Origin of the sequence: Kribbella sp. NPDC003505 (assembly GCF_040610875.1) — a bacterium.
Taxonomy (GTDB): Bacteria; Actinomycetota; Actinomycetes; order Propionibacteriales; family Kribbellaceae; genus Kribbella.
The window spans coordinates 19,685-41,043 of sequence record NZ_JBEXNA010000019.1 but is presented as its reverse complement, the minus strand read 5'-3'; the positions used below and the strand labels follow the sequence as shown (position 1 = coordinate 41,043).

The 21,359-nt window shown below is 65.3% G+C and carries 23 protein-coding genes, 1 pseudogene and 1 riboswitch; of the genes and pseudogenes, 2 read left to right on the top strand and 22 right to left on the bottom strand.

Going from position 1 to position 21,359, the window contains the following annotated elements; all coding sequences use genetic code 11:
* Positions 1–120: 120 nt before the first annotated feature.
* The gene (locus ABZX12_RS40870) at positions 121–378 is read left to right on the top strand and encodes an RICIN domain-containing protein (protein WP_355700863.1); all 258 of its coding nucleotides are present in this window, start codon (positions 121–123) and stop codon (positions 376–378) included.
* Positions 379–1,001: 623 nt separating this feature from the next.
* On the opposite strand, the gene ABZX12_RS40865 is transcribed toward ABZX12_RS40870, so the two are convergent.
* The 10 genes and pseudogenes from ABZX12_RS40865 to ABZX12_RS40820 all read right to left on the bottom strand — a co-directional run bounded on the left by ABZX12_RS40865 (position 1,002) and on the right by ABZX12_RS40820 (position 8,177).
* Complete coding sequence (locus ABZX12_RS40865) at positions 1,002–1,550, bottom strand: RICIN domain-containing protein (RefSeq protein ID WP_355700862.1); 549 nt, start codon at positions 1,548–1,550, stop codon at positions 1,002–1,004.
* A gap of 147 nt (positions 1,551–1,697) precedes the next feature.
* Complete coding sequence (locus tag ABZX12_RS40860) at positions 1,698–1,898, bottom strand: hypothetical protein (RefSeq protein WP_355700861.1); 201 nt, start codon at positions 1,896–1,898, stop codon at positions 1,698–1,700.
* A gap of 82 nt (positions 1,899–1,980) precedes the next feature.
* Positions 1,981–2,232, bottom strand: a complete 252-nt coding sequence (locus ABZX12_RS40855; RefSeq protein WP_355700860.1) for a hypothetical protein — start codon at positions 2,230–2,232, stop codon at positions 1,981–1,983.
* A gap of 576 nt (positions 2,233–2,808) precedes the next feature.
* Positions 2,809–3,714, bottom strand: coding sequence for a hypothetical protein (locus ABZX12_RS40850; protein ID WP_355700859.1), 906 nt, complete (start codon positions 3,712–3,714; stop codon positions 2,809–2,811).
* Between the two features lie 166 nt (positions 3,715–3,880).
* Positions 3,881–4,834: a hypothetical protein gene (locus tag ABZX12_RS40845; protein ID WP_355700858.1), complete on the bottom strand. Its 954-nt coding sequence runs from the start codon at positions 4,832–4,834 to the stop codon at positions 3,881–3,883.
* A complete protein-coding gene (locus ABZX12_RS40840; protein ID WP_355700857.1) occupies positions 4,831–5,166 on the bottom strand; it encodes a hypothetical protein in 336 nt (111 codons plus the stop codon). Before ABZX12_RS40840 ends, ABZX12_RS40845 begins: the two co-directional genes overlap by 4 nt.
* 457 nt (positions 5,167–5,623) lie before the next feature.
* Positions 5,624–6,851: pseudogene (locus tag ABZX12_RS40835) on the bottom strand (IS3 family transposase); the annotation flags it as partial.
* A 17-nt stretch (positions 6,852–6,868) separates the two neighbouring features.
* Positions 6,869–7,129, bottom strand: a complete 261-nt coding sequence (locus ABZX12_RS40830) for an RICIN domain-containing protein (protein WP_355700856.1) — start codon at positions 7,127–7,129, stop codon at positions 6,869–6,871.
* Between the two features lie 200 nt (positions 7,130–7,329).
* Positions 7,330–7,902, bottom strand: coding sequence for an RICIN domain-containing protein (locus ABZX12_RS40825; protein WP_355700855.1), 573 nt, complete (start codon positions 7,900–7,902; stop codon positions 7,330–7,332).
* A gap of 56 nt (positions 7,903–7,958) precedes the next feature.
* Positions 7,959–8,177 (bottom strand): RICIN domain-containing protein, encoded by a 219-nt coding sequence (locus tag ABZX12_RS40820; RefSeq protein WP_355700854.1) that lies wholly within the window; start codon positions 8,175–8,177, stop codon positions 7,959–7,961.
* 1,024 nt (positions 8,178–9,201) lie between these two features.
* A riboswitch (FMN riboswitch) is annotated at positions 9,202–9,363 on the top strand.
* A 64-nt stretch (positions 9,364–9,427) separates the two neighbouring features.
* Between ABZX12_RS40820 and ABZX12_RS40815 the strand changes: the two genes are divergently transcribed.
* Complete coding sequence (locus ABZX12_RS40815) at positions 9,428–9,871, top strand: 6,7-dimethyl-8-ribityllumazine synthase (RefSeq protein WP_355700853.1); 444 nt, start codon at positions 9,428–9,430, stop codon at positions 9,869–9,871.
* Positions 9,872–9,922: 51 nt separating this feature from the next.
* On the opposite strand, the gene ABZX12_RS40810 is transcribed toward ABZX12_RS40815, so the two are convergent.
* From ABZX12_RS40810 to ABZX12_RS40755, 12 genes are all read right to left on the bottom strand, one after another.
* Positions 9,923–10,753: a 3-hydroxyacyl-CoA dehydrogenase family protein gene (locus ABZX12_RS40810; RefSeq protein WP_355700852.1), complete on the bottom strand. Its 831-nt coding sequence runs from the start codon at positions 10,751–10,753 to the stop codon at positions 9,923–9,925.
* Between the two features lie 14 nt (positions 10,754–10,767).
* Complete coding sequence (locus ABZX12_RS40805; RefSeq protein ID WP_355700851.1) at positions 10,768–11,532, bottom strand: SDR family oxidoreductase; 765 nt, start codon at positions 11,530–11,532, stop codon at positions 10,768–10,770.
* A complete protein-coding gene (gene hisD / locus ABZX12_RS40800; protein WP_355700850.1) occupies positions 11,529–12,857 on the bottom strand; it encodes a histidinol dehydrogenase in 1,329 nt (442 codons plus the stop codon). Before hisD ends, ABZX12_RS40805 begins: the two co-directional genes overlap by 4 nt.
* A 28-nt stretch (positions 12,858–12,885) precedes the next feature.
* A complete protein-coding gene (locus ABZX12_RS40795; protein ID WP_355700849.1) occupies positions 12,886–13,680 on the bottom strand; it encodes a carbohydrate ABC transporter permease in 795 nt (264 codons plus the stop codon).
* A 121-nt stretch (positions 13,681–13,801) separates the two neighbouring features.
* Positions 13,802–14,680, bottom strand: coding sequence for a sugar ABC transporter permease (locus ABZX12_RS40790; RefSeq protein WP_355700848.1), 879 nt, complete (start codon positions 14,678–14,680; stop codon positions 13,802–13,804).
* A 10-nt stretch (positions 14,681–14,690) separates the two neighbouring features.
* Positions 14,691–16,031 (bottom strand): extracellular solute-binding protein, encoded by a 1,341-nt coding sequence (locus tag ABZX12_RS40785; RefSeq protein ID WP_355700847.1) that lies wholly within the window; start codon positions 16,029–16,031, stop codon positions 14,691–14,693.
* A gap of 64 nt (positions 16,032–16,095) precedes the next feature.
* Positions 16,096–17,088 carry a dihydrodipicolinate synthase family protein gene (locus tag ABZX12_RS40780; RefSeq protein WP_355700846.1) on the bottom strand — a complete coding sequence of 331 codons (993 nt, stop codon included), beginning with the start codon at positions 17,086–17,088 and terminating at the stop codon, positions 16,096–16,098.
* Between the two features lie 14 nt (positions 17,089–17,102).
* Entirely contained in the window at positions 17,103–17,870 is a 768-nt protein-coding gene (locus ABZX12_RS40775; protein WP_355700845.1) for an amidohydrolase family protein, read from the bottom strand.
* Positions 17,867–18,751, bottom strand: coding sequence for an amidohydrolase family protein (locus ABZX12_RS40770; RefSeq protein ID WP_355700844.1), 885 nt, complete (start codon positions 18,749–18,751; stop codon positions 17,867–17,869). The genes ABZX12_RS40775 and ABZX12_RS40770 overlap by 4 nt, the downstream gene beginning before the upstream one ends.
* Entirely contained in the window at positions 18,748–19,512 is a 765-nt protein-coding gene (locus tag ABZX12_RS40765; protein ID WP_355700843.1) for an amidohydrolase family protein, read from the bottom strand. The genes ABZX12_RS40770 and ABZX12_RS40765 overlap by 4 nt, the downstream gene beginning before the upstream one ends.
* A complete protein-coding gene (locus ABZX12_RS40760; RefSeq protein ID WP_355700842.1) occupies positions 19,509–20,228 on the bottom strand; it encodes a creatininase family protein in 720 nt (239 codons plus the stop codon). Before ABZX12_RS40760 ends, ABZX12_RS40765 begins: the two co-directional genes overlap by 4 nt.
* On the bottom strand, positions 20,225–21,229 hold the full coding sequence (locus ABZX12_RS40755) for a Gfo/Idh/MocA family oxidoreductase (protein WP_355700841.1): 1,005 nt from the start codon (positions 21,227–21,229) through the stop codon (positions 20,225–20,227). The genes ABZX12_RS40760 and ABZX12_RS40755 overlap by 4 nt, the downstream gene beginning before the upstream one ends.
* Positions 21,230–21,359 lie beyond the last annotated feature (130 nt).

Sequence of the window (21,359 nt, the reverse complement as noted above, 5' to 3'; positions counted from 1 at the left end):
GACGGCGCGCTCTACAACGGGGCCGGCGCGATCCAATGGGGACTGCAGCCCGGACGCCTGGGCTAACTACTGGTACGTCCGGCTGGACTCGACTCACAACGGCACGCCGATGTTCCGCTCGTGAACGTCTGGAGTGGCAAATGCCTGGCCATCCCCAACGGCAACTCGACCAGCGGGATCCGGGCCATCCAGTGGGACTGCGCCAACGACCCGGACCAGCAGTGGATCCTCGGCGCCAAATGCCAGCCGAACCGCCACGAAGTACGTCGAGCCCTGACTGGTGCCGCTCACCCAAGAGCGTCGCCGGCCTACACCCTGGTCCACGACACATGCCAGCACCAACCACATCCGCGACTCACCCGGCTACGGGGTCATTGAGGCTGGCGTCGTCGATCTCCTCTTCGTTGTGACGCACGTCAATCGCGGTTGCCAACGCCCGTCGTCTGCCCTGCGCTGGAGCGGAGGCATGCTCCAGCGCAGTGAATCGCCGCGGTGACTACACCAGACAGCGCAGTTCCATCAGCACGCTTCAACTGCTGAGGACCCAGCAATCTTGCTGATGCGGGTCCCCGAGCCGGCGGCGAGGACTGCCTGCGCATACCGACCGCTGAGCGCCACTTGGCGCACCATTCGAGGAGGTCTGTTGGGCACACTGGCTGCACTGCGCAAACGGGGTCGGCGCGATCCCGTGGGACTGCGACCCGGACGCCTGGGCCAGCTACTGGCACGTCCGGTTCGACCGGCTCGAGGGCCTGACGCGGCAGAAGAGCGTCCAGGTGCTCAACTCACCTCCTCCGGCCCATTGGGACCGCTCGAACGCTGCCGGCGTAGCGGGTGGCACCCACATCAGCCTTGGCGTTGACAGCTATCCGCAGTCCTCCGCCGCGGTGGCCAGGGCCGACGACGCCGAGTTGCCCTACTGGCTATCGTCGGCCCGGCCACTGAGCCGGATGAGGCTGTCGGCGGAGGCCGCTAGTACGGTGCCGGGCGTTCCCGGACGGTCAGTACCACAACGTCCACCGCTGATCCAGGTCCTGCGCGCAAGTCCATTGGATCGCCTGCTTGCCCAAGGCATCACTGCCTTCCGGAATCGCCAGACACTTGTCACTGTTGACGTTCACGATCTTGTAACCGCCCAGGTACGAGTCCAGTCTCAAGTACCAACGCTGGTCATCGACAGCGAGGCAGGGCCATTGGATCGCCCCGGTCCCGTTCACGCGGCTGCTCGCGGGAATCGCCAAACACTGAAGACTGTGAGCGTTCCGGATGATCCACTTGTCGTTGTCGTCACCTTGCAAATCTGTGACCTTGATGAAGTCCCATTGCTGCTCATAGCCGCTGAGGTAGGTCCACTGGATCGCGGCTGCGCCGTCGGTGTGCGAAGCGTTCCCGATCGTCAGGTACTGGTCGGTCTCGATGTTCTGCATCCATAGGTCGAAGCCGTCTGCCTGCGCGGTGCCTGCGGGCACCACCACGGCGGCGATCGTGGCAGCCACCGCCACCACCACGGACGCGATCCTGCGGCTGCTGAGGAACCGGGTGATCGTCATTCAGGACCTCTTCTCCAAGACAATATGGGCACCTGCGAAGTGACACATGATGTCGTCCTCAACGCCTCAGCAGTCTTCGCCACAAACCCCGGCACCCGCATCCGTAGGATCACCAGGCGTGATCACGCGTCGGCAGGTTGTCGGAGCTCAGCGCTCCTGCCGCGTGATCGACGACTTGAGCTCCGACGGCAACCCGAATCCGTGATGCTTGTCGCCGGCACCACCGGTATCCCACACCATCGTGATATCGCCCCGGTTGCGATAGGAGTGCAGCAGATCGAGCCCGAACCAGACGAGCGCACCGCCGGATTTCGTCCGCAAGGCATATACCGGAGTCTTCGCATCCACGGCCCGGCTCGTCCCGGCCCAGCCGTTGCTCGTATAGGCACTCCGATGGTCGGCGACTTTGCGGAGCACCGACTGGAACGCGTCATCCTGCGTGAACTGTTTGGCGTACGGGCTCTTGCTTCCCACGGTCGCAGCGCCTCGCCAGGACCGCGGCGACCTTACCCGGCGGGGTCGCCAGTCGGGCATCGCCTGCGTCCACGACCGCCGGGAAATCCGTCGCGGCCGTGAAGAACCACTTCGGATAGCCGGTGAGCAGCGACGCCGCACCCAGCGCTCCGACGTACTTGACCTGCGGATAGTTCAAGTCGTTCTTCCGGTACACGCTGTACTGCACGCTGTGGACCTCAGAGCTGATCCGTCTCGACCTTCGCGGCCCGCGCGGGATCCAGCTTCGTGTTCGCCTGGCGGATCGCCGGAAGACAGCGCTTCAGCACCTACTCGGCTCCGCGGGTACTGAGCACGGGCACCGGCCTCGGCCTCGCCGCCGGAGGTGGAGACCGGGATGCTTTCGGAGCCACGGTCGCCGCGCGGTCGTCGGCGTCCTCCCGATCAGCGTCACAGCCCATCGTCGCCAACAGGAGGCCAGCGACCACAGCGGCCGCCGGCGTCCCGCGCATTCGTCTCTCGCTTTCGTCGAGGGTGAGCCGACCCGGGGAAACTCGTGTCTCCCCAGGCGGGCCGGCCAGATGGCGGTCTCATCCGCGTGGCCGCCGCTGAACGGCTCAGCAGTGTCCGACGCTCACCGGTGCACTCGCATCCGCACAATCGCCGGGCCGGCCAGGCCTCCTGCCGTACCCGGAGCGGGCTCGACGAATCGCCCGGCCGACGCCGCTCCCGATGAGCACAAGTCCATACGATCGACCCGCGGCTCACTCGGTCCGCGGATCGGGCCATTGCCTCGCGAACGCGTTCAGCCCTGGCTGCCTGGCGATGGAGTTCGACTCGACGGACGCTCAACGGCAGGGCCGACGCAAAGCCGGAACTCCGCCTTACGGACGATCTCGACCGCCGCATCGGCGATCTCCAGGCCGGATCCACGCGCGATCGCACGTCGACTCGTGACATGCACGGAGCCATTCAAGGACAGCAGATCCTGGAAACCCCAGTTGATCGGGGCCGCGATGTCCCAACGCATGGTCCCCTGCTGGTCGGGTGGCATGACTGCGGGGAGGGCCGAGTGGTCGAACAGCAGGTCGGCCACAGCACGCGCCATGGTCAGACTCGATTCCCTGACCATCCGGCACAACACCTCGTCACCGTCCACGCCCAGCTCGGCCCCGATCTGATCCGCGAACGCCCGAGCTGCCGGCTCCCAATCCGGGTACTCCCGCCAACCACCGACGCCCTCGATCCCAGCGGCCAACTGCGGCGGCAACACCCGCTTCGCGATGCGATCCAGACGAGCATGACTCCACGCCTCGGTAACCCCTTCTTCGAGCGGCCAGTACAACATGCTGACCACCCCGGGGGCACCATCATGCTCCCGGGGAACGACGAGGTGGGTGAACTCGTGCACCACCGTCAGCAATGCGGCGCGACGCTCCATCCACAGATCGGGTCCAGCGGATCGTTCCCAGCGTGCGTACATCTCCTGTAGGGGCTCGACAACGAAGTCGCGATGCAGTCGCAGCGAACCATCAAGCCCGACCACTCCGGCGACCTCAGCCCCCGCCTCGACGTACTCGACTACCCCGTTCCACAGGCACCTGTCCGCACCACACTCAGCCATGACCGCATCGCGCACACGCTCCCACAACCCATCCCCCACATCCGGAACCTCGCAGCCGGCCGCCCGCCGGACATATCCATCGGTCATCCCAGGCCCGCGGCTTCCGTGCCCACGGCCGCCTGATCCCGCCAACATTCTCTCCCGGAGGATCCGGGGCACGGGCACCCGGCAACGCGCATGCGATTGTTCACACCCCCATCCCAGCTTCGTCCCCCTTGTGAAGGCATCGGCGAGATCGCCAGTCCTGGAGTGCCTACCTTCGAGGAGGACCAACGATGGGGCTACTCGGATGACGATCGACGGCAACGCCACCACGAAACCGGTCCTCCGCCGTACGGACGACATCTATCGATGCAGCCGCGATCTTCAGGCCGGCCGCTTCGGCGATCGCGCGTCGGTTCCAGGCGCGCCCATCACGCGAGGGCAGGTCCTGGAAACCCTTGTCGATGACATTGGTGATCTTCCGACGCACGGCCGCTTGCCTGTCAGCGGGTACGAGTGACGGGAGAGCCGAACGATCGAACAAAAGGTCAGCCGCCGCACGTGCCATCGTCTGACTCGATTCGCTGACCATCCGACGCAGCACCTCATCACCATCTGCTCCAGGTTCGGCCTCGTCACCACCCGCGTGGGTCAGGGCCCCGATCTCATCCGCGAAGGCTCGTGCCGCCGGCTCCCAGTCCGGATATTGGTGCGCGCAACCCACGTACTTGATCCCGTCGGCCAACTCCGGGGGCAACACGCAGTCGGCGATGCTGTCGAGACGGGCATGAGCCCACGCCTCGGTGACGCCTTCCGCGATCTGCGAATGCCACCTACCGGGCACCCCGGCCTGTGAGTGGCTGTCCTGGGACACAGCAAGGTGTGTGAACTGGTGCACGACCGTTTTCAACGCGGCGCGACGCTCGATCCACGGTCTGAGGACGGCGAATCGGTCCACGGGCCTGGTCGGGGCCGATCGTCCCGGAGGTGTGTACATCTGCTGCAGCGGCTCGACGACGAACTCCCGATGGAGAGCGATCGAACCGTCGCGCCGTACCTCGCCGAAACTGGCCGCCATGGGGTCGAGGTACACAAGTACCCCGTTCCACAACGACCTGTCCGCTCCGGACTCAGCCGCAACTGCGTCACACAGCCGCTCCCACAATCCATCGCCGACATCCGGCACCTCGCCGTCCACGCGCAGCCCGGCGCTTCCATCCGTCATCCCTGCCCCGCTGACGTCCCGTCCAACCGGGACGCTCCGAGCAAGACATCCTCAGCGCGTCGCACCGGCTCGCACTCCGGCGCCCGGGCTTCGCTGACCAGGTCATCCAGCGTCTTCAAGTACCGATACGCCCGCGCCCGATCCACTTCGTCGTCGATCGCCGCCGCCTGGTCCTGTAACCGATCCACCGCAGCGGCCAACTCCTCCGGATCAGTGAACGCCCGCCACCACCCCCGAACGGCCTCCCGCCGCGCCGAGTCAAAAGCCACGTAATCCATCGAAACCTCTGTCCACGCCTTCACATCACAGGCACCAGGAATGCGGCTGTTCACACCCCCATCCCAACGCGGTTGTCCGGCCACGGCATCGGCGACATCGCCAGTCCCGCGGTGCCTCCTCGATGAGGTTCGGCAGCAGGTGACGCATCGGCACCCACCTCAGACCAGCCGCCCGAGACGACGATCGGGCCGTCCTGACGCGCTGATCTGCGGGCGGAGGCTGCCGGTAGTGCTTGCGACGACTCGGACGCCCCACGGAAACCTGATCTCAGCGGGGTTCGGGCCCCGGCGGACCGGGTATCCCTGGCAACGCTCGGCTGCTCGACCGGGTGGAACGGCGCGCCGGAGTCTCCGGAGCTTCTGACAGGCCGGGGCCTCGCCGAGGCTCGCTCGGCGATGTATCTCGCCCCAACCGACCCTCAACGGCAATGCGGTCCCGAGCCCGGGCTTCGTCCAGGCCGAGTGTCAGGAACGCCATCTCGGCGAACTCGACACCGGATCTTCTGGCATTTTCGTGGGTGTTCGGGGATTGGTAGCGGCACCAGGAGTGTCGGCGGCGGGTGTTGTAGCGGGCCAGCCAGTAGAAGGTCTGGCGGCGGCAGGTGGTCTCGTCTGGCCAGGTGTTGTGTTCTTGGAGGATCTCGCGTTTCAGGGTGGCGTTGAAGGATTCGGCGAGGCTGTTGTCGGCGCTGGTTCCGATGGCGCCCATGGACTGGGTGACGCCCAGCTCGTGGCAGAGGCGGGCGCAGTTCTTGGAGGTGTAGACCGACCCGTGATCGCTGCGGAATACCGCTCCGGTGAGGCTGCCGCGGGTTGCCTGGGCGGCCTTGAGTGTGTCGGTGACAAGCCCGGTGCGCATGTGGTCGGCGACGGCCCAGCCGGCCACGCGGCGCGAGTAACAGTCGATCACCGTGGCCAAGTAGTGGTTGTTGCTGTCGGCAAGCGGTAGGTAGGTGATGTCCCCGACGTATTTGAGGTTCGGGGCGTCGGCGGTGAAGTCTCGGTTCAGCAGGTCGGGCACCTTCTGATGGGCCGGCTCGGGGATCGTGGTCTTCACCCGCCGCTTGCGCTGGTAGCCGCGGATGCCGTGCGCGCGCATGACGCGGGCGACCCGTTTGTGGTTCACCCGCCGACCTGCGGGAGCACCGTCGTTGCGCTCCGCGGTCACCCGCGGCGCGCCGACGGTGTTGTCCTCGTCGTGGATCGACCGGATACGGTCGGCGAGTTGAGCATCGGCTGCGGCCCGCGCCTGCCGGACGGGAGTGGCCTTCAGCCAGGCGTAGTACGACGATCGCTCGATCTCGACGAGCTCACACAGCCGCTTCACACTCCGGTCAGCGCAGGAGGTGGTGGAGTGGTCGGCGACGAACTGGAAGCGGGTGTCCCCGGCGAAGTACTTAGCCGAGCCGCCTGGCGCAGGATCTCCCGCTCAGTGCTGAGCTTGGTCTTCTCCACCCGCAACGCGGCGTTCTCCGCCTCGAGACGGGCGATCTTCTCCTCCGCAGTCTCCAGCCCCGACGGCGACCACCAGCCGCTTGCTCGGCTGCTCATGCGGCGGGCGGTCATGGTCCCATCGGCGGTCGTCTGCTTGCCCGTTCCGTACTGGTCGACCCAACGCTTCAGGGTCGCCCGTTCGACCCCGAGATCAGCCGCGATGCCCTTCAGCGTCGCGCTCGGGGTGGCCTCTACAAGTCGACGGCCTGCCGACGGAACCGTTCGGAGAAGTTCTTGCGGGCCATGGTCAGGATCATCTCGCTTACCCCAGCAACTGCTGGGGTAAGCGTGTCCAAGAACCAGGGTCGGGGCCCGTACTGCTCTCGGGGATGGCCAGGCAGTCGTGACTGTGCTTCTTGTGGATGATCCATTCGTCCCACGAGTCTCCTGGTACGTCGTGAATCTTTCGCATCTCCCATCGCCGCTCCAGCCCGCTGAGCGACGTCCACTGGATCGCGGGCGCACCGTCGACATGCGACGCGTTGCCGACTGTCAGATACTGGAAGGTCTCGGCGTTCCGCATTCGCACTCCAAACCGGGGTCCGCCTGCGCGGCGCCCGCGGGTACCACGATCGCAGCGAGCGTGGCCGTTGCCGCGACAGCCGCGGCCACAACTCTGCGAGCGCTGATGAACCGACTGATTTTTCTACGAGTCCCATTCTCCGAAAGCGTTCTGGACAGACGGCCCGACCGGTGCTGCGGCGTGATTGCTGGTGGACCCGGTCAGGAAATCCACCACCGCTGATCCAGGTCGTCGGCGCACGACCACTGAATCGCCTGGACTCCCAGGGCTGTGGTGCCGTTCGGAATCGCCAGGCACTTTCCACTTTTCAGGTTCATGATCCGGTAGCCACGCAAGAGCCAGTCGTACCAGATCCACCAACGCTGGTCGTCGATACCGAGGCGACCATCGAACGGGTTCGTCGCGCACGTCCACTGGATGACTCCAGCGCCGTCCGCGCCGCTCCCTGCAGGGATCGCGAGGCAATCACCGCTGTGCGCGTTCGTGATGATCCACTCGTCCCAGTAGTCTTCCTGCTCGTCGCGAACCTTGACGAAGTTCCATCGCTGCTCGTACCCAGGGAGCGACGTCCACTGGATGGCCGGGGCGCCGTCGGTGTGAGAGGCGTTGCCGATCGTCAGGTACCGTCCGGACTGCATGTTCACCATGACTACGGCGATACCTGGGACTGCCTGAGCGGTGCCCGCCGGTACTACGATCGCGGTAACCGTGACAGCCGCCACGACAATCGCGGCGACGACCCTGCGGACGCCGATGAACCGATTGATCCTCACTCAAATACCTCTCTGTTCCGAAAGGGTTCTCCGCTGACGTGGAAGCCGAAGGGCCGTCAGATCCACCACCGTTGATCCAGGTCGCTGGCGCAGGTCCGCGGGATCGCCTGGACGCCCGGGGTCGTGTTGCCGTTGAGGATCGCCAAGCACCTTTCGCTGTTGACGTTCCTGATCTGGTAGCCGCCCAGGACGGAGTCGCGCTGCATCCACCAGCGCTGGTCGTAGAAACCGAGGCTGCTGTCACACGGGTTCGTCGCGCACCGCCACTGAATCACGCCGGTGCCCATCCGCCCGGCTGCCCGCGGGGGATGGCCAGGCAATCTCGCAGGAGCTCCATCGGGAGTGGAGCCATGACCGATGGTCAGGTGCCGGCGGGTCTCGACGTTCTGCATCCTCACGTACCGGCCGGGTCTGCCTACGCGGTGCCCGCAGACATCACGATCGCAGTGATCGTGGCAGCCACCCCCATCACCGCGGCACTCCGGGGGTTGACGAACCAGGTGATCTCCATGCGCGACCTCTCCTCCGACAGCGCTCTGGGCATGTTGTGCGACCGCGCCGCAACCGCACAGCCGGTCGACGGAGCGGCGGGTCCACCTCCTCCGCGGTTCATGAGGACCGATATCGCCATGGCATCGCAGCTGTGCCATCGTGAGCCAGCCCGAGTCGCATTGGCATCCGCAAAATGACCGATCGCCATTCCTCGGCGCCAGGTCCAGGAGTCACGCACAAGACGCGACTCCCGTTCTTTGCGAAGATCCTGCGTGCTTCGCAGCCGACCGCGACTTCAATTCTCCGCGGGTCTCAACGTCTCCAGCGCGTCCCAGGACTCACCGTGACAAGCTCTGGAAATGGGCCGGACCGGATCGGTTGCATCGGGCAGTAGCAGGCATGCATCGACTACGAGTCGCCACGGCTGACACTGCCCCGCTGGACCTCGAGCGGTTGGCCAGGGCCTTCTCGGCCCTGGACGCGTTCGGGCGGACGGCCAAGTGATCCACACCGCCGGCAAGTCTGAGGAATGCGCGGACCCGTTCGATCGGCACGCGTCGAGCTGCAGCAGTACTCAATCTCCCGGCCCGGGAGATCAGCGCCTGGCGAGACCTCCGGGGAGTAAGCCATGCTGACTTTAGGTAGGGTGACTTCCGCCGGCATCGGCAAGATCGCCAGTCCCGCCATCCGCGAAACGGAAGCCCAGCCTCCAACACATTGCCCAGAGCAACCAGCTACATGCCGTCGGCCGATGCCACGAACAAGGGCAGCAGCCACGATCTGCGAGTTCGTGCTATCTTCCGATCACAACGTTCTCAGGGCGGGGTGGAACTCCCCACCGGCGGTGATGTCGCCCGGCCATCCGGACGCACAAGCCCGCGAGCGCCTCCGCCCAGTCGGGCAGAGGGTCAGCAGATCCCGGTGCGATCCCGGAGCCGACGGTCACAGTCCGGATGAAAGAGAACCGACCAAGGGCGCAGCTGCGCCTGGCGGTCGTCTTGACGCCCTGGGTGACATCGCGAAAAGGAGAGACATGACGAAGTCACCCACAGATCACCGAGTCGCCATCGTGGCCGCTCGCTGGCACGCCGATATCGTGGATTCAGCGGTGTTGGCCTTCCGGACCGGACTGGCCGACCGCGGTTTTCCTCAGGTCGACGTCATCGAGGTCCCCGGCGCCTTCGAGATCCCCCTCAAGGTCAAACGACTCGCGACCTCAGGGCGGTACGCCGCGGTCGCAGCCTGCGCACTGGTCGTCGACGGCGGCATCTACCGGCACGACTTCGTCGCGTCAACCGTCGTACAAGCGCTTATGCAAGTGCAGCTCGAGACGAACACTCCGGTGTTTTCGGCCGTTCTGACTCCGCACAACTACCACGAGCACGACGAGCATCGCTCCTACTTCCTGCAACACTTCGTTCGCAAGGGCGAAGAACTCGCGGACGCAGCAGCGACAACGCTCACCGCCGCGGTCTGACCCGGCTGCTCGGCCACTGCCTCGGCTGGGCAGTGGCCGAGCACAGGTCCGTCAGATCGTCGGCCTCCGCAGAGTCAGTTCCAGCCGGCTGCGGTGGGCCGCGACGTCCTCCTCCGTGTACTCGAAGAAGCCTTCCCCCGCCTTCATCCCCAAGCGGCCGCGGCTAACGAGCTCATCGATCGCCCGCGACCTCGTGTTCACCGCCGACAAGATAGGAAACAACTGCGCGCAGATTGCCTGCCATACGTCGAGCCCGGCCGAGTCGATTGTGCGCAGCGGGCCGGCGACAGCCCACCTGGCGCCGAGGCAGCTCGTCACTGCTGTGTCGATCATCTCGGGGGTGGCGATGCCCTCGGCAACGAGCGCCAGAGCTTCGCGCACGATGGCCGCCTGCAATCTGTTCGCGACGAATCCCGGGCACTCGCGGTCGAGTGAGATCACCGTTCGATCCATCGACTCGAGAACGCATCGCACGGTCTCGACCGCGTCGGCCGAGGAGCCAGGATGCGGTACCAGTTCAACGAGCGGAACGAGGTCGGCAGGGTTGAAGAAGTGCGCAACCACCAACCGTTCGGGGCTGTCCATCGCCGCAGACAGGAGACTGGGCACCAACGACGAGGTGTTCGAGGCGATCGGCGCGATCGTGTTGTGTTGCTCGACCTCACGATAGACGTCCTGCTTGACGCCGATGTCCTCGAAAACCGCCTCGATCACCAGGAACGCGTCTCGTACCGCGTCGCCGATCGAGTCGCAGATCACCAAGCCCGAGTCCCCCTGCACGGAAGGCCGCGATCCCGCATCGAAGCATCGGACGGGGTACCGGTACTTCCGCAGCAGCGTCGCGATACTCGAACCCATCAGCCCGGTGCCCAGCACCGCCACGTGCTGATCTGCGCTCATCGGGCCACCATGCCCGCCGACAGGTCAACGTCCGCCGCACACAACCCCGGCATGTGCAGCATCGCGACGACCGCATCGGCCACCTCCGATTCCGTGACCATCCGTTCCAATGCCGACCGGCCGACGAACTCCGCCTCGGCCTCTTCCGGTGTCCGGCCGGTCGCGGCCGCGTCGAGCGCGAAGTTCCGATCCATTCGCGGCCCGGCGACCGGCCCCGGCGACAGACTGTTGACGTTCACTCCGAAGCGGCCGACCTCGTGCGCGAAGGTCGCCGTGAGGCCGATGACAGCCATCTTGGACGCGGCGTAAGGCGTCCTTCGTACCAAGGGTCTTTTTCCGCTGACCGACGCGACATTGATGATGTCGCCGGATCCGTTGTCGACCATCGCAGGCACGAAGGCGCGGCACATGAGGAACACGCCGCGTACGTTGACCGCAAAGACTTCGTCCCAGTCCGTGACATCGACGTCTGTCAGGGGCGCGACCGGCCCGGCGATCCCGGCGTTGTTGACGAGGATCGAGACGTTCTCGTCGGCCACCTGCCGAGCCAGTCTCCCGACCTGGACCTCGTCGGCGGTGTCGCAGGTTGCAACGAGACAGTTGGATCCAATTTCGCCGGCCACGGATTCGAGCTTGTCCCGCGATCGTCCCACCAGGATCAAGCGGGCTCCCACGTCGGCGAGGCCGATAGCGATAGCCCGGCCCAGACCGTTTCCGGCGCCAGTCACCATCGCGGTACGTCCGGCGATCCGGTCGATCACAGCTCCTGACCCCGCACGAAACGCGCCGGGAGCCAGTCGAGGTCCTTCCCGGCGTACTTCCACGCGCGGATATCTCCGGACCGGGCATGGCCCTCGAAGAACTCGACCCTGGCCGCCCTTCCGCACAGTTCGCCGAGCTTCGCGCTGGCAGTCGTGTCAACAACCTCCTGGTAGGTCACGGTCTTGAGGTACTTGCCGACCCACAAGCCGCCAGTGTACCGAGCAGCGTGGCGCGTCGGCAGTGTGTGGTTCGTTCCGATGACCTTGTCGCCGTACGAAACACACGTCCCCTCTCCGAGGAAGATCGCGCCGAAGTTCCGCATCGTCTCCAGTGCGACCCGCGGGTCGGCGGTGAGGATCTGGACGTGCTCCGACGCGAAGGCGTCGGCGACCCGCCAAGCCTCCTCGAGTCCGTCGGTGACGACGATCTGTCCGAAGTCTCGCCAGGCCGGGCCGGCGAAGTCGGCCGTCGGCATGTCCTCGAGCAGTTCCTCGACGAGGTCGAGCACCTGTCGACCGATGACTTCCGACGAGGTCACCAGCACCGCCGGTGAATCGGGTCCATGCTCGGCCTGGCTGAGGAGGTCGACGGCCACGACGAGAGGGTCGGCGTACTCGTCGGCGACGACAAGGGTCTCGGTCGGGCCGGCGAACAGGTCGATCCCGACCTCGCCGAACAACTGCCGCTTCGCTTCGGCCACGTAGGCGTTCCCCGGCCCGGCGAGCAGGTCGACCTTTTCGATGGTCTCGGTCCCCAGGGCCATCGCCGCGACGGCCTGTGTACCGCCGAGGAGAAAGATCTCATCGGCTCCGGCCAGATGCAGGGCGGCGATCGTGGCGGCGGGGATCTCGCCGCGGATCGGCGGCGTGCAGGCGCTGACGCGTTCGACCCCGGCTACCTTCGCGGTCACCACCGTCATGTGGGCCGAGGCAACGAGCGGGTACCGTCCGCCCGGCACGTAGGCGCCCGCCGCCGCAACCGGGATGCTCTTCTGCCCGAGGCGAACACCGGGTTCGGTCTCGGCCTCGAAGTCCCGCAGCGAGTCCTTCTGAAGTTGAGCGAAGCGGCGGACCCGGTCCTGAACCGCCACGATGTCGCGAGTCACCTCCTCGGGCACCGACCCGACGATGCGCGCGACCTCGTCTTCACTGAGCCGGAAGCTCTCAGGAGACCAGTGATCGAACTTCTCGGAGTACTTGCGAACAGCAGCGTCGCCGTTCTCCCGGACGTCCGCGATGACCTCGGACACCGTCTCCCTGACGGCGCGGAGGCGTTCGGTGTCTTTGGAAGTAGTGCTGCTCGGCACCTTCAGATACTGCGGCAAGGTAGCAATCCCTTTCGTGGCGGCGCGGTCAGCCCTTGAGGGCGCCTGCGGTGAGACCCGCTGTGATGTGACGCTGGAGGAAGGAGAAGATCACCAGCACCGGAATGCTGGTGATGATCATCGCCCCGAAGAGCGTGACCCAGTTGCTCGCGTACTCGGCGGCTTGACTCAGGCGCCACAGCCCGACGGGCAGGGTCATGTGCCCTTCGGAGTGAATGAACACCACGGCGTAGAAGAATTCGTTCCAGTTGTTGAGGAAGCTGATGATGGTCACCGAGGCGACACCGGGACCGAGGAGCGGCAGGATCACCGAGAAGAACGTACGCGCCGGACCGGCGCCGTCGACGGCCGCAGCCTCCTCGAGCTCCGAGGGCAACGATTTGGTGAAACCGACCATCACGAAGACGTTGAACGGCAGATTGTAGGTCGCGTACACGAGGACCAGTCCCAGCCGGCTGTCGAGCAGTCCCAGGTCCTGCAGCGTCAGATACAGCGGAATGAAGGTGACCATCCATGGCACAGCGAGCCCGAGCACGAAGATCCCGAGCACCAACCCGCTCGCCCGGAACGGAATCCTGGCCAACGGGTAAGCAGCCAGGACGGCAAGTCCGACGCCGAGCACAGTCGAGGCAACAGCGACGAGCACGCTGTTGGCGAAGAAGGTCGCGACCCCACCGTCCTCCCAGGCACGCGCATAGTTACCGAAGCTGAATGTCTTGGTGATGGAGAAGGGCGGAGTGCCGATGAAGTCCCGATTGGTCTTCAGCGAAGCGTTGATGATCCAGACGAAGGCCAGGATCGCTGATAAGGACATGGTGCCCATCAGCAGGTAGAAGGTCAGATGGAAGGGCCGGTATGTCGCTCGTTCGCGACTTCCGATCGGTTCAACACCTGATACACGCCGGACCGGCCGACTGTGCCGGGCCGACGTCTTGGCTCCGATTTCAGTACTCAAGATTGCTCCGCTTCAAGAGGCGGCTCAGCGTCCCGGCCACCACCAGGAGCAGGCCGACGAGGACGATCCCCATCGCCGCCGCGTATCCGAAGTCGCCTTGGTCGAACGCGGTGCGGAACATCAGCGTGGCCGGGATCTCGGACGAACCGAACGGTCCTCCGCTGGTCATGATGAAGACGAAGGCGAAGGCCTGCAGCGATTGGACGAACCACAGGATCACGAGCACTCTCAGGAGATCTCTCATCAGGGGGAGCATCACGTGCCAGAAGGTCCGCCACTCCCCGCAGCCATCGATCCTGGCGGCCTCGATCACATCCGTCGGCAGCCTGGAGAAGCCCGCGGACATGAGCACGATCCAAACGCCGATGCCGTGCCAGACGGCCACGAAGGTGACTGCCGGAAGTGCGGTATGGGGGTTGCCGAGCAGGATCGGTATGATGTCTCCGAGTCCCAGCCGATCGAAAAGCGGGTTGATCAGGCCGAGCGTGGGATGCATCACGAACTTCCACATCAGGGCGACGACGGCAACCGAGAGCACTACCGGCGAGAAGATCGCCATCCGGAAGAAGGTTTCTCCGCGCAGCCGATGATGAAACGCCCAGGCCACCGCGATCGCCGGCGGAAAGAGCATGGCTCCGCCGACGAACGCCATGATGAGCGCGTGCTGGACCGCGGAGAGGTACTGGCTGTCGTGCAGAAGTTCACCATACTGCTCAGCGCCGACGAACGTCGCGCGGCCCGTCCGGCTGTACTCGCTCATCGAGATCTGAAAGGTCCTGACGAGCGGGTAGAGGAAGAAGACGGTCAGCAATCCGAGGGCCGGCAGTACGAAGGGGACTATCAGGCGTTGCTGCGCCCTGCGAAACATCGTTCCATCCTTACTTCTTGAGTCGGGCGAGTCCCTCGTCGAGCCGCTTCAGCGTCTCCTTCGCGTCCTGTTGACCGAACATGAGCCTGGCGATCTCCGAGTAGATGAGGTCGTGCGCCTTGGTCCCGGCGGTTGCGAACTCGCGCGGCACCAACGGATCTGCGCCTGCGACCACCTGATCGATGCCAGTCACGCCCTTCGGGCTGGGGACACCGACGACCGCCGACAGTTCGCCGAATTTCTCGGCACGCTCGGTCTGCACCGTGGCGCTCGTGATCTTGCTGACCCAGTTGAGGGTCAACGGGATGTTCTTGCCTTTGGCGTTGACGGAGATCAGCTGAGCCGCCGACATCAGCGCCTTCTGGTCGCCCGACGCGCCCTCGACGCTCGGGAACGGCAGCACGCCGATCTCGAAGTCGGCCGGAATGACGTCTTTCATCTCGCCGACCAGCCAACTGCCCATCAAGATGATTCCGGTCTTGCCCTGGAAGAACTGTGCCTGCGCCGGAGTGAAATCGGTACCTTCGAAACCCGGGGCGAAGTACTTCTTGTCACGCATCGCCTGGAGCATCTCGAGTCCCTTGAGGAAACCAGGATCGTCCGAGAGGCTCCCCTCACTACGGGCCAGGACTGCATTCGCCTTCTTCCAGCCGACGGTGCGAAGCCATAGGTTGTCACTCCACATGCCCATGTAGGGGTGGAAGAGACCCGTGACCGCGACCGGCGCGACCTTGCTCGCCAGGAGTTTGTCGGCAGCAGCCTCGAACTGCGCCCAAGTCGTCGGCGGCGTGATGCCTAGCTTGTCGAACATTCCCTTGTTGTAGAAGAGCACCTGTGTCGAGAGTTCCGTCGGTACCCCGTAGATGCCCTTGTCCTTGGGATTGGTCATGAAGTCCAGTGCGGCCGGTGAGAAGGCGTCGAGCCACGTCTTGCCCGTGGCCGGATCCTTCTGTTCGAGGTACGGACGAAGGTTCAGCAGCGCGCCGTCGTCCGCCCAGACCAACTGCGCGGGGTTCGTGCCGTCGAACATTCCGTAGTCGACATCCGGACCGTTGCCTCCACGCCACCGCTGCTCCAGTCCAGGACGCGCCTCGGTGTTCGCGAAAGTCAGCTTCACCGTGCTCCCGGGCACTTCGGTCTCGATCTTCTTCGCCAGACCCTCCAGGTAGGTCAGCCCGGGAGTGCCCTTGGCAGGCAGCACCCCCGCTTCGATCTGCCCAGCCGAGATGTCGTTGCGCCAGTTTGCCGCGTTCGCCGCGTCCTGCTTGGAGTCGCCGTTACCTCCGCAGGCCCCGAGGAGGAGCGTGGCGGAGGTGACAGTGGCGAGCAGTGCGGCTTTTCTCCGCTTCATGACCTCTCCTAATCTTCGAGATAAGAGAAATAGTTCTTATATCTCGTACTATAGCGATGCGCGATCACGCCAGCAACCGATCGCCGGGACCGACCAGCAGATCAGCGAACTCTTCGAGGAACCGATCGACCATCGCCACTTCCTGACGGTCGAGTCGATGCGCGGGCGCACGACACAGCGGGCTTTCGATGAGGCCTCGCCGGAACGAGATGAGCTTCTCCGCCGCGTTGATCGTCTCGGTGTCGAGCATCCAGTACGAGATGTAGGGCAGGAGTCGAGCATGCAACGCCGCTCCCCCTGCTTCGTCACCGCCGGAGAGGCGGCGCCAGATCTCCACGTAGATCTCGGTGAATGAGCATCCGGGCTGCGTCCCGACCGCACCCCGCCGAAAGGCGTCTAGCAGCTGGACTCCGGCATACCCCTCGAACGCCGGCAACGGTGGGTCACAGGCGAGCAACGCCTCGATGAAGGGGCCCGGCGGGCTCGACTCGACCTTGACGAGAGCCAGGTTCGGATGGTCGACGGCGATGCGCGCCAACCGTTGCGGCGACAAGCTCGTTCCGGTCTCCGTCGGCGCGTACTGCACCACGACCGGAGTGTCGGGCACAGCGGCTAGAACGCACCGCAGATGCTGTTCGACGGCTTGTGCGGGCGGGCTCAGCAGGTGTGGAGGCAGCAGATTGATCGCATCCGCACCCGCGGCGGCAGCCGCCGCTGCGCTGATCTCCGCGAGCCGTGTCGCATGATCCTGAACGGCGATGATCGCGGCGACAGCCGGTCGGGCCCGCACCTCTTCGATGAGGATGCCTACCAGTTCTTCTCGTTCACCGGAGTCAAGCTTGTAGTACTCACTGGCGAACCCCGGGTACATGAGACTTGAGACCCCGGTGCTCAACACATGGTTGACCACTCGCCGGAATCCATCCACGTCGATGTCGCCGGTTTCGGTGAACGGTGTCTCCAGTACTGGTGAAACGCCGCGCAACAGGTCAGCGGCGTCCAGACCGAGTGTGGGGCGACGCGAGCTCTCAGGCAGGCGGTCCGTCGGATGCGGCATCTACAGTCTCTCTTTCAGAGTCGTTCGGGTGCGGAGGATGGAACTCGGGCCTCGCCGAGGAGGCTCAGCAGGGTGCCGCCGAAGACAGCAGCTCGGTCGTCGTCCGACAGCGGCCAGTCGGCGATCCGGGCCACCTCGCCGGCGACCGTCGCGTAAGGCTGGTCGGTTGCAAACAGAAGCCGCTTCGCGCCGATCTCCGGATCTGCTGCCAGTCCACTGAGCAAGGTGTCCCAAGGGGCGTACGACGTGTCGCCATACAGGTTCTCGGCAGAGCGCAGGGCAGGGCCGGCGTCCGCCCAGAAGTCGGTCGCCCCGCTGCGGCCCATGACGAAGGACAGCTCTGGATGCCGGCGCGCAAGCGTTGCGGTAGGCAACGGCAAGTGCCCTGGAGGCGTTCCGGTACGCACATACACCGGCCAACCCGCTTCGGCTGCCACGGCGAGCAGAGGCTCGATCGTCCCGTCGAGCAGGTCGAAGCCCTGCAGCGCCGAGTCGACGCAGAGCGCCCGTGCGCCGCCATCCTGAGCGCGGCGAAGCTCGGTGACGGCAGCCCGACCCGACCACGGAGTGGCCACGGCGTAGGCGAGCAATCGACCACCGGACCGAGCCGACGCCGCGATGACAGCGTCGTTGCCTTCACGGTTGTAGTACGCGATCTGGCCCTCGGCCGGAGCGATCAGGGCGCAGTCGATATCGAATTCGTCCATACGGGCGAGCAAGAGTTCAGGGCTGAGCTCGGCCTCACGCTGAACTCCGATACGAACGTGTGCGTCGATTCTCACGATGCTGCTCCTGGCCTCGTCAGCCCGAGATGTCCAAGGGCGTCGGCGTTGACGATCGCGTCGACGACTTCCTCTGGGATGTGAGGCAGAGCAGTGCCGTCAACGATCGCGTTGACGCTCCGCAGGCCTTCGATCGCCTCAGCAGTCGTAGCGATCGGGAAATCGGATCCGAGAAGCAACTTGTGGGCCGCACCCCATTCGACGGCGAACATCAGCGATTCGTACAGGACCCACGGCCGGAGGTAGATCGATGAGACATCCGCGTACACGTGGGGGTGCTTCCTGATCGTCACGACGGTCTCGCGTGCCCAGGGATGCCCCATGTGTGCCATCACTATCCGAAGCTCAGGACACGCGATTGCGATCTCGTCGGTAATCAGTGGGTGCGTGTAACGAAGTGGCGCGTGCCTGATCGGAGATGCCCCTTGATGGAACAGGATCGGCAGTCCCTCTCGCTCGCAATACCGGTAGAACTCGAGCGCTGGATCGGACAGCGGTTCGAACTCCTGATAGTTCGCGCCGAGCTTGACCCCGACCAAACCGAGATCCCGCGCCCTTTGAACTTCCTCCCAGACGCCGGGGCGGCACGGGTTGACGGACATGAACCCGATCCGGGACGTTGGATCCGCCGCCACGAATTCGGCGGTCGCAGTGTTCGTCACCGCCGGGTCGTAATCCAGTCCGGTCGACGCCACCGGATCGTCGACAGCGATGTTGAACACGATCGAGACATCTGCCGCGGCAGTGGCTTCGGCGTGGTCTGCCCAACTGTTCGATGTAACGACCGGCCTGTCGGTGCGCCAACCCAGGAAGGACACGACATCCTCCGGTGCGACCGGTTCTCGGTGCGTCGGTGTGTGCGTGTGGACGTCGACGATCATGCGCTACCAACCTCCAGAAGTCGTCGGGGATTGTCGAACAGGAGCGCTTGGCGCAGGTCTGGCTCGATGCCCCAGTGATCGATCTCGCGAATGCGAGCGACCGCATAGTCCTGGCTCACTCGATCCGATAGTCCGGCATCGGTCCCGAAGACGACCTTCCCCGGAGGTGCGGCCTCGAGGATCCGGCGCGAGGCATACGGGGGAGTACCACACAGACAGGCATAGACGTTCTCGTACTCCTGGATCGCCGCCAGTGACTCGCGCCAAAGGTCGTGAAGTCCGGCGTGGCCGAGGACGAGCGGCACGGTGGGATGTCTCGAGGCCAACGCAGCCAACTGACCGGCCGTCGAGTACGGGGGTGTGCCGTCATGGCTGAGCACGATGCCGCCGTGCTCGGCTACGGCGTCCACGAGCCGATCCACCTCAGGCTCGTGGACGCTGAAGCCTTGCAACCAGGGGTGCAACTTGATCCCACGCAGCCCGAGCTCTGTGAAGCACCGACGAATCTCGTCCACCGCCTCACGATGCCGCGGCGAATACGTACCGAAGCCGACGAGCCGATCGGGATAGGCGGCAACGAATTCGGCCAGCTCCTCGTTCGCCTGCGGCGATGAGCGGAACAGGCCGTCGTGCGCGAGCACGACCGCACGGTCGATGCCGGCGCGATCCATGAACCCGACGAAATCGTCCGGACCGAACGGCGTCCCGTTCAGCAGGGTGGCCGTGTGCCAGGCCGGTGTGTGCGTGTGGAAGTCGATCACAGCGCCGCCGCCGTCACGATCGTCTCGGCGAGGGCGTCGGCGAGGTCGCGGAAGAAGCCGTCACCGGCTTCCTTGCCGGCTCGGTGGGGCAGATCGCTGAAGCCGTCCATCGTGGCCCAACCTTCCTGTGTATGAACCTCGGCGCCGCGCACTGCCGGATACGTCGGTGCTTGGTCCCGAGTCGGGGTGTCCCGAACGCGGTCTGGCATAAGTGCCAGGACGAGCGCCGTCTCGAATTCACCGGCATGACCCGGCATGGTCGGGCTGCTCGGCAGGAGCGCCCAGTAGTCCAGACACGCAACCTTCATCCGGGTGCGCGCGCCGGCCGCTCCCGCGGCGGCTCGAAGGATGCCGGAGTTGCCCCCATGACCGTTGACCACGAGGAGGCGGCTCGCACCTGCCGCGGCGATCGAGTCGAAGAGATCGCCGAGTAGCCCCAGCATCGTGGCCGGCGACAGCGACAGGGTGCCACCGAACGGAACATGGTGTGCCGAGACGCCGACGGCGACCTCGGGCGCGAGAATCACGTCGCCCGGACATCGATCGCCGGCGAGCTCGGCGGCTCGGTTCACCAAGCTGGTGACCACCAACGCGTCCGTGCCGGTCGGAAGGTGCGGCCCATGCTGCTCGACGGCCCCGATGGCGAGGACGACCAGGCCGCGCGGCAGACAGTCGGTCAGTTCCTGGCGGGGACAATCGGCCCATCTCTTGATCATGAAAGGACTGCTTTCAGGCTCGGTCCACCAGATTGCCTGGCGCTGTCTGCGATGTGGCAGGCGAGGCGCAGCGCACGAAGACCCCCGTCGAGATCGGGGTCGGCGGTCGCACCGTTGAGGAGCGCAGCGAAGCGCGCCACCTGCAGGTCGAAACAGCGGGTCGTGCGATCCGGCTGATAGCGAGTGGACATCGAGCCCGCACTCGTCACCACGGTGAGATCGAAGGTGAAGCCGTCCAGGGTCGCCGTACCCAACTCCCCGGTGACCGTCAGTTGAGTGGTCGGGAGCGCTGCGGTGTACCAGCCGAATTCGAGCAGGACCGTGTGCGGGCCATACCTCAGCCGCGCTCCGACGACGTTGTCGGCGGGCAGAGCTGACGAGGTCCGCAGAGACCAGGCATCGAGCAGCTGACCGGGGACGCCGAGCAGGTAGCGCAACCAGTCGAGAACATGCGCGCCTTCGTGGATCACCGGAGTGCCGCGTTGCAGGGTGGCCCGGATGAGCTCGTCATGGACGACGTTGCCGACAGCAAGCTCGTCGTAGATGTGAGCGCGGACCAGCAACGGCGACCCGAGCCGACCCTCCTCGATCAGTCGTCGCAACTCGACCATCGCAGGGTCGTGGCGGTACGCAAGGCCGACCTGGATCCTCGATCGCTGGGCCGGCGTGAGCGCGTCGTACCTTCGGGCGGCCTGCGTGTCGACGGCGACCGGCTTCTCGATCAGGACCGCCCGCCCCGTCGAGGCCGCTGCAACTGCGAGCTCCGGCGTCACCCAAGGCGGCGTAGCCAGGACGATGCCGGCAACGTCGTCGCGCTCCAAGATCGGTCCGATTCCCGTCACCCGGTCGGTGCCGGAGGGCAACGCCGGATCTGCCAATCTGTCCGGATCGACGTCCGCAACTGCCACGAGCTTGAGGTCGCTGGAGCGTAAGAGGGCGGGCAGGTGCGCCGCAATCCCGATCGCTCCGAGACCGACCAGTGCCACGCCAGGTCTGGCCATACTCACTCCGTTCGCTATATCGAATATATATGCGAGATTCTGAGGATATCATGATGTAGACGGCGGCGGCCGGTGCGACTGGAGAGTCGCTCGGCTCCAACCGCCAGCTCTGCACCCACCTTCCGATACC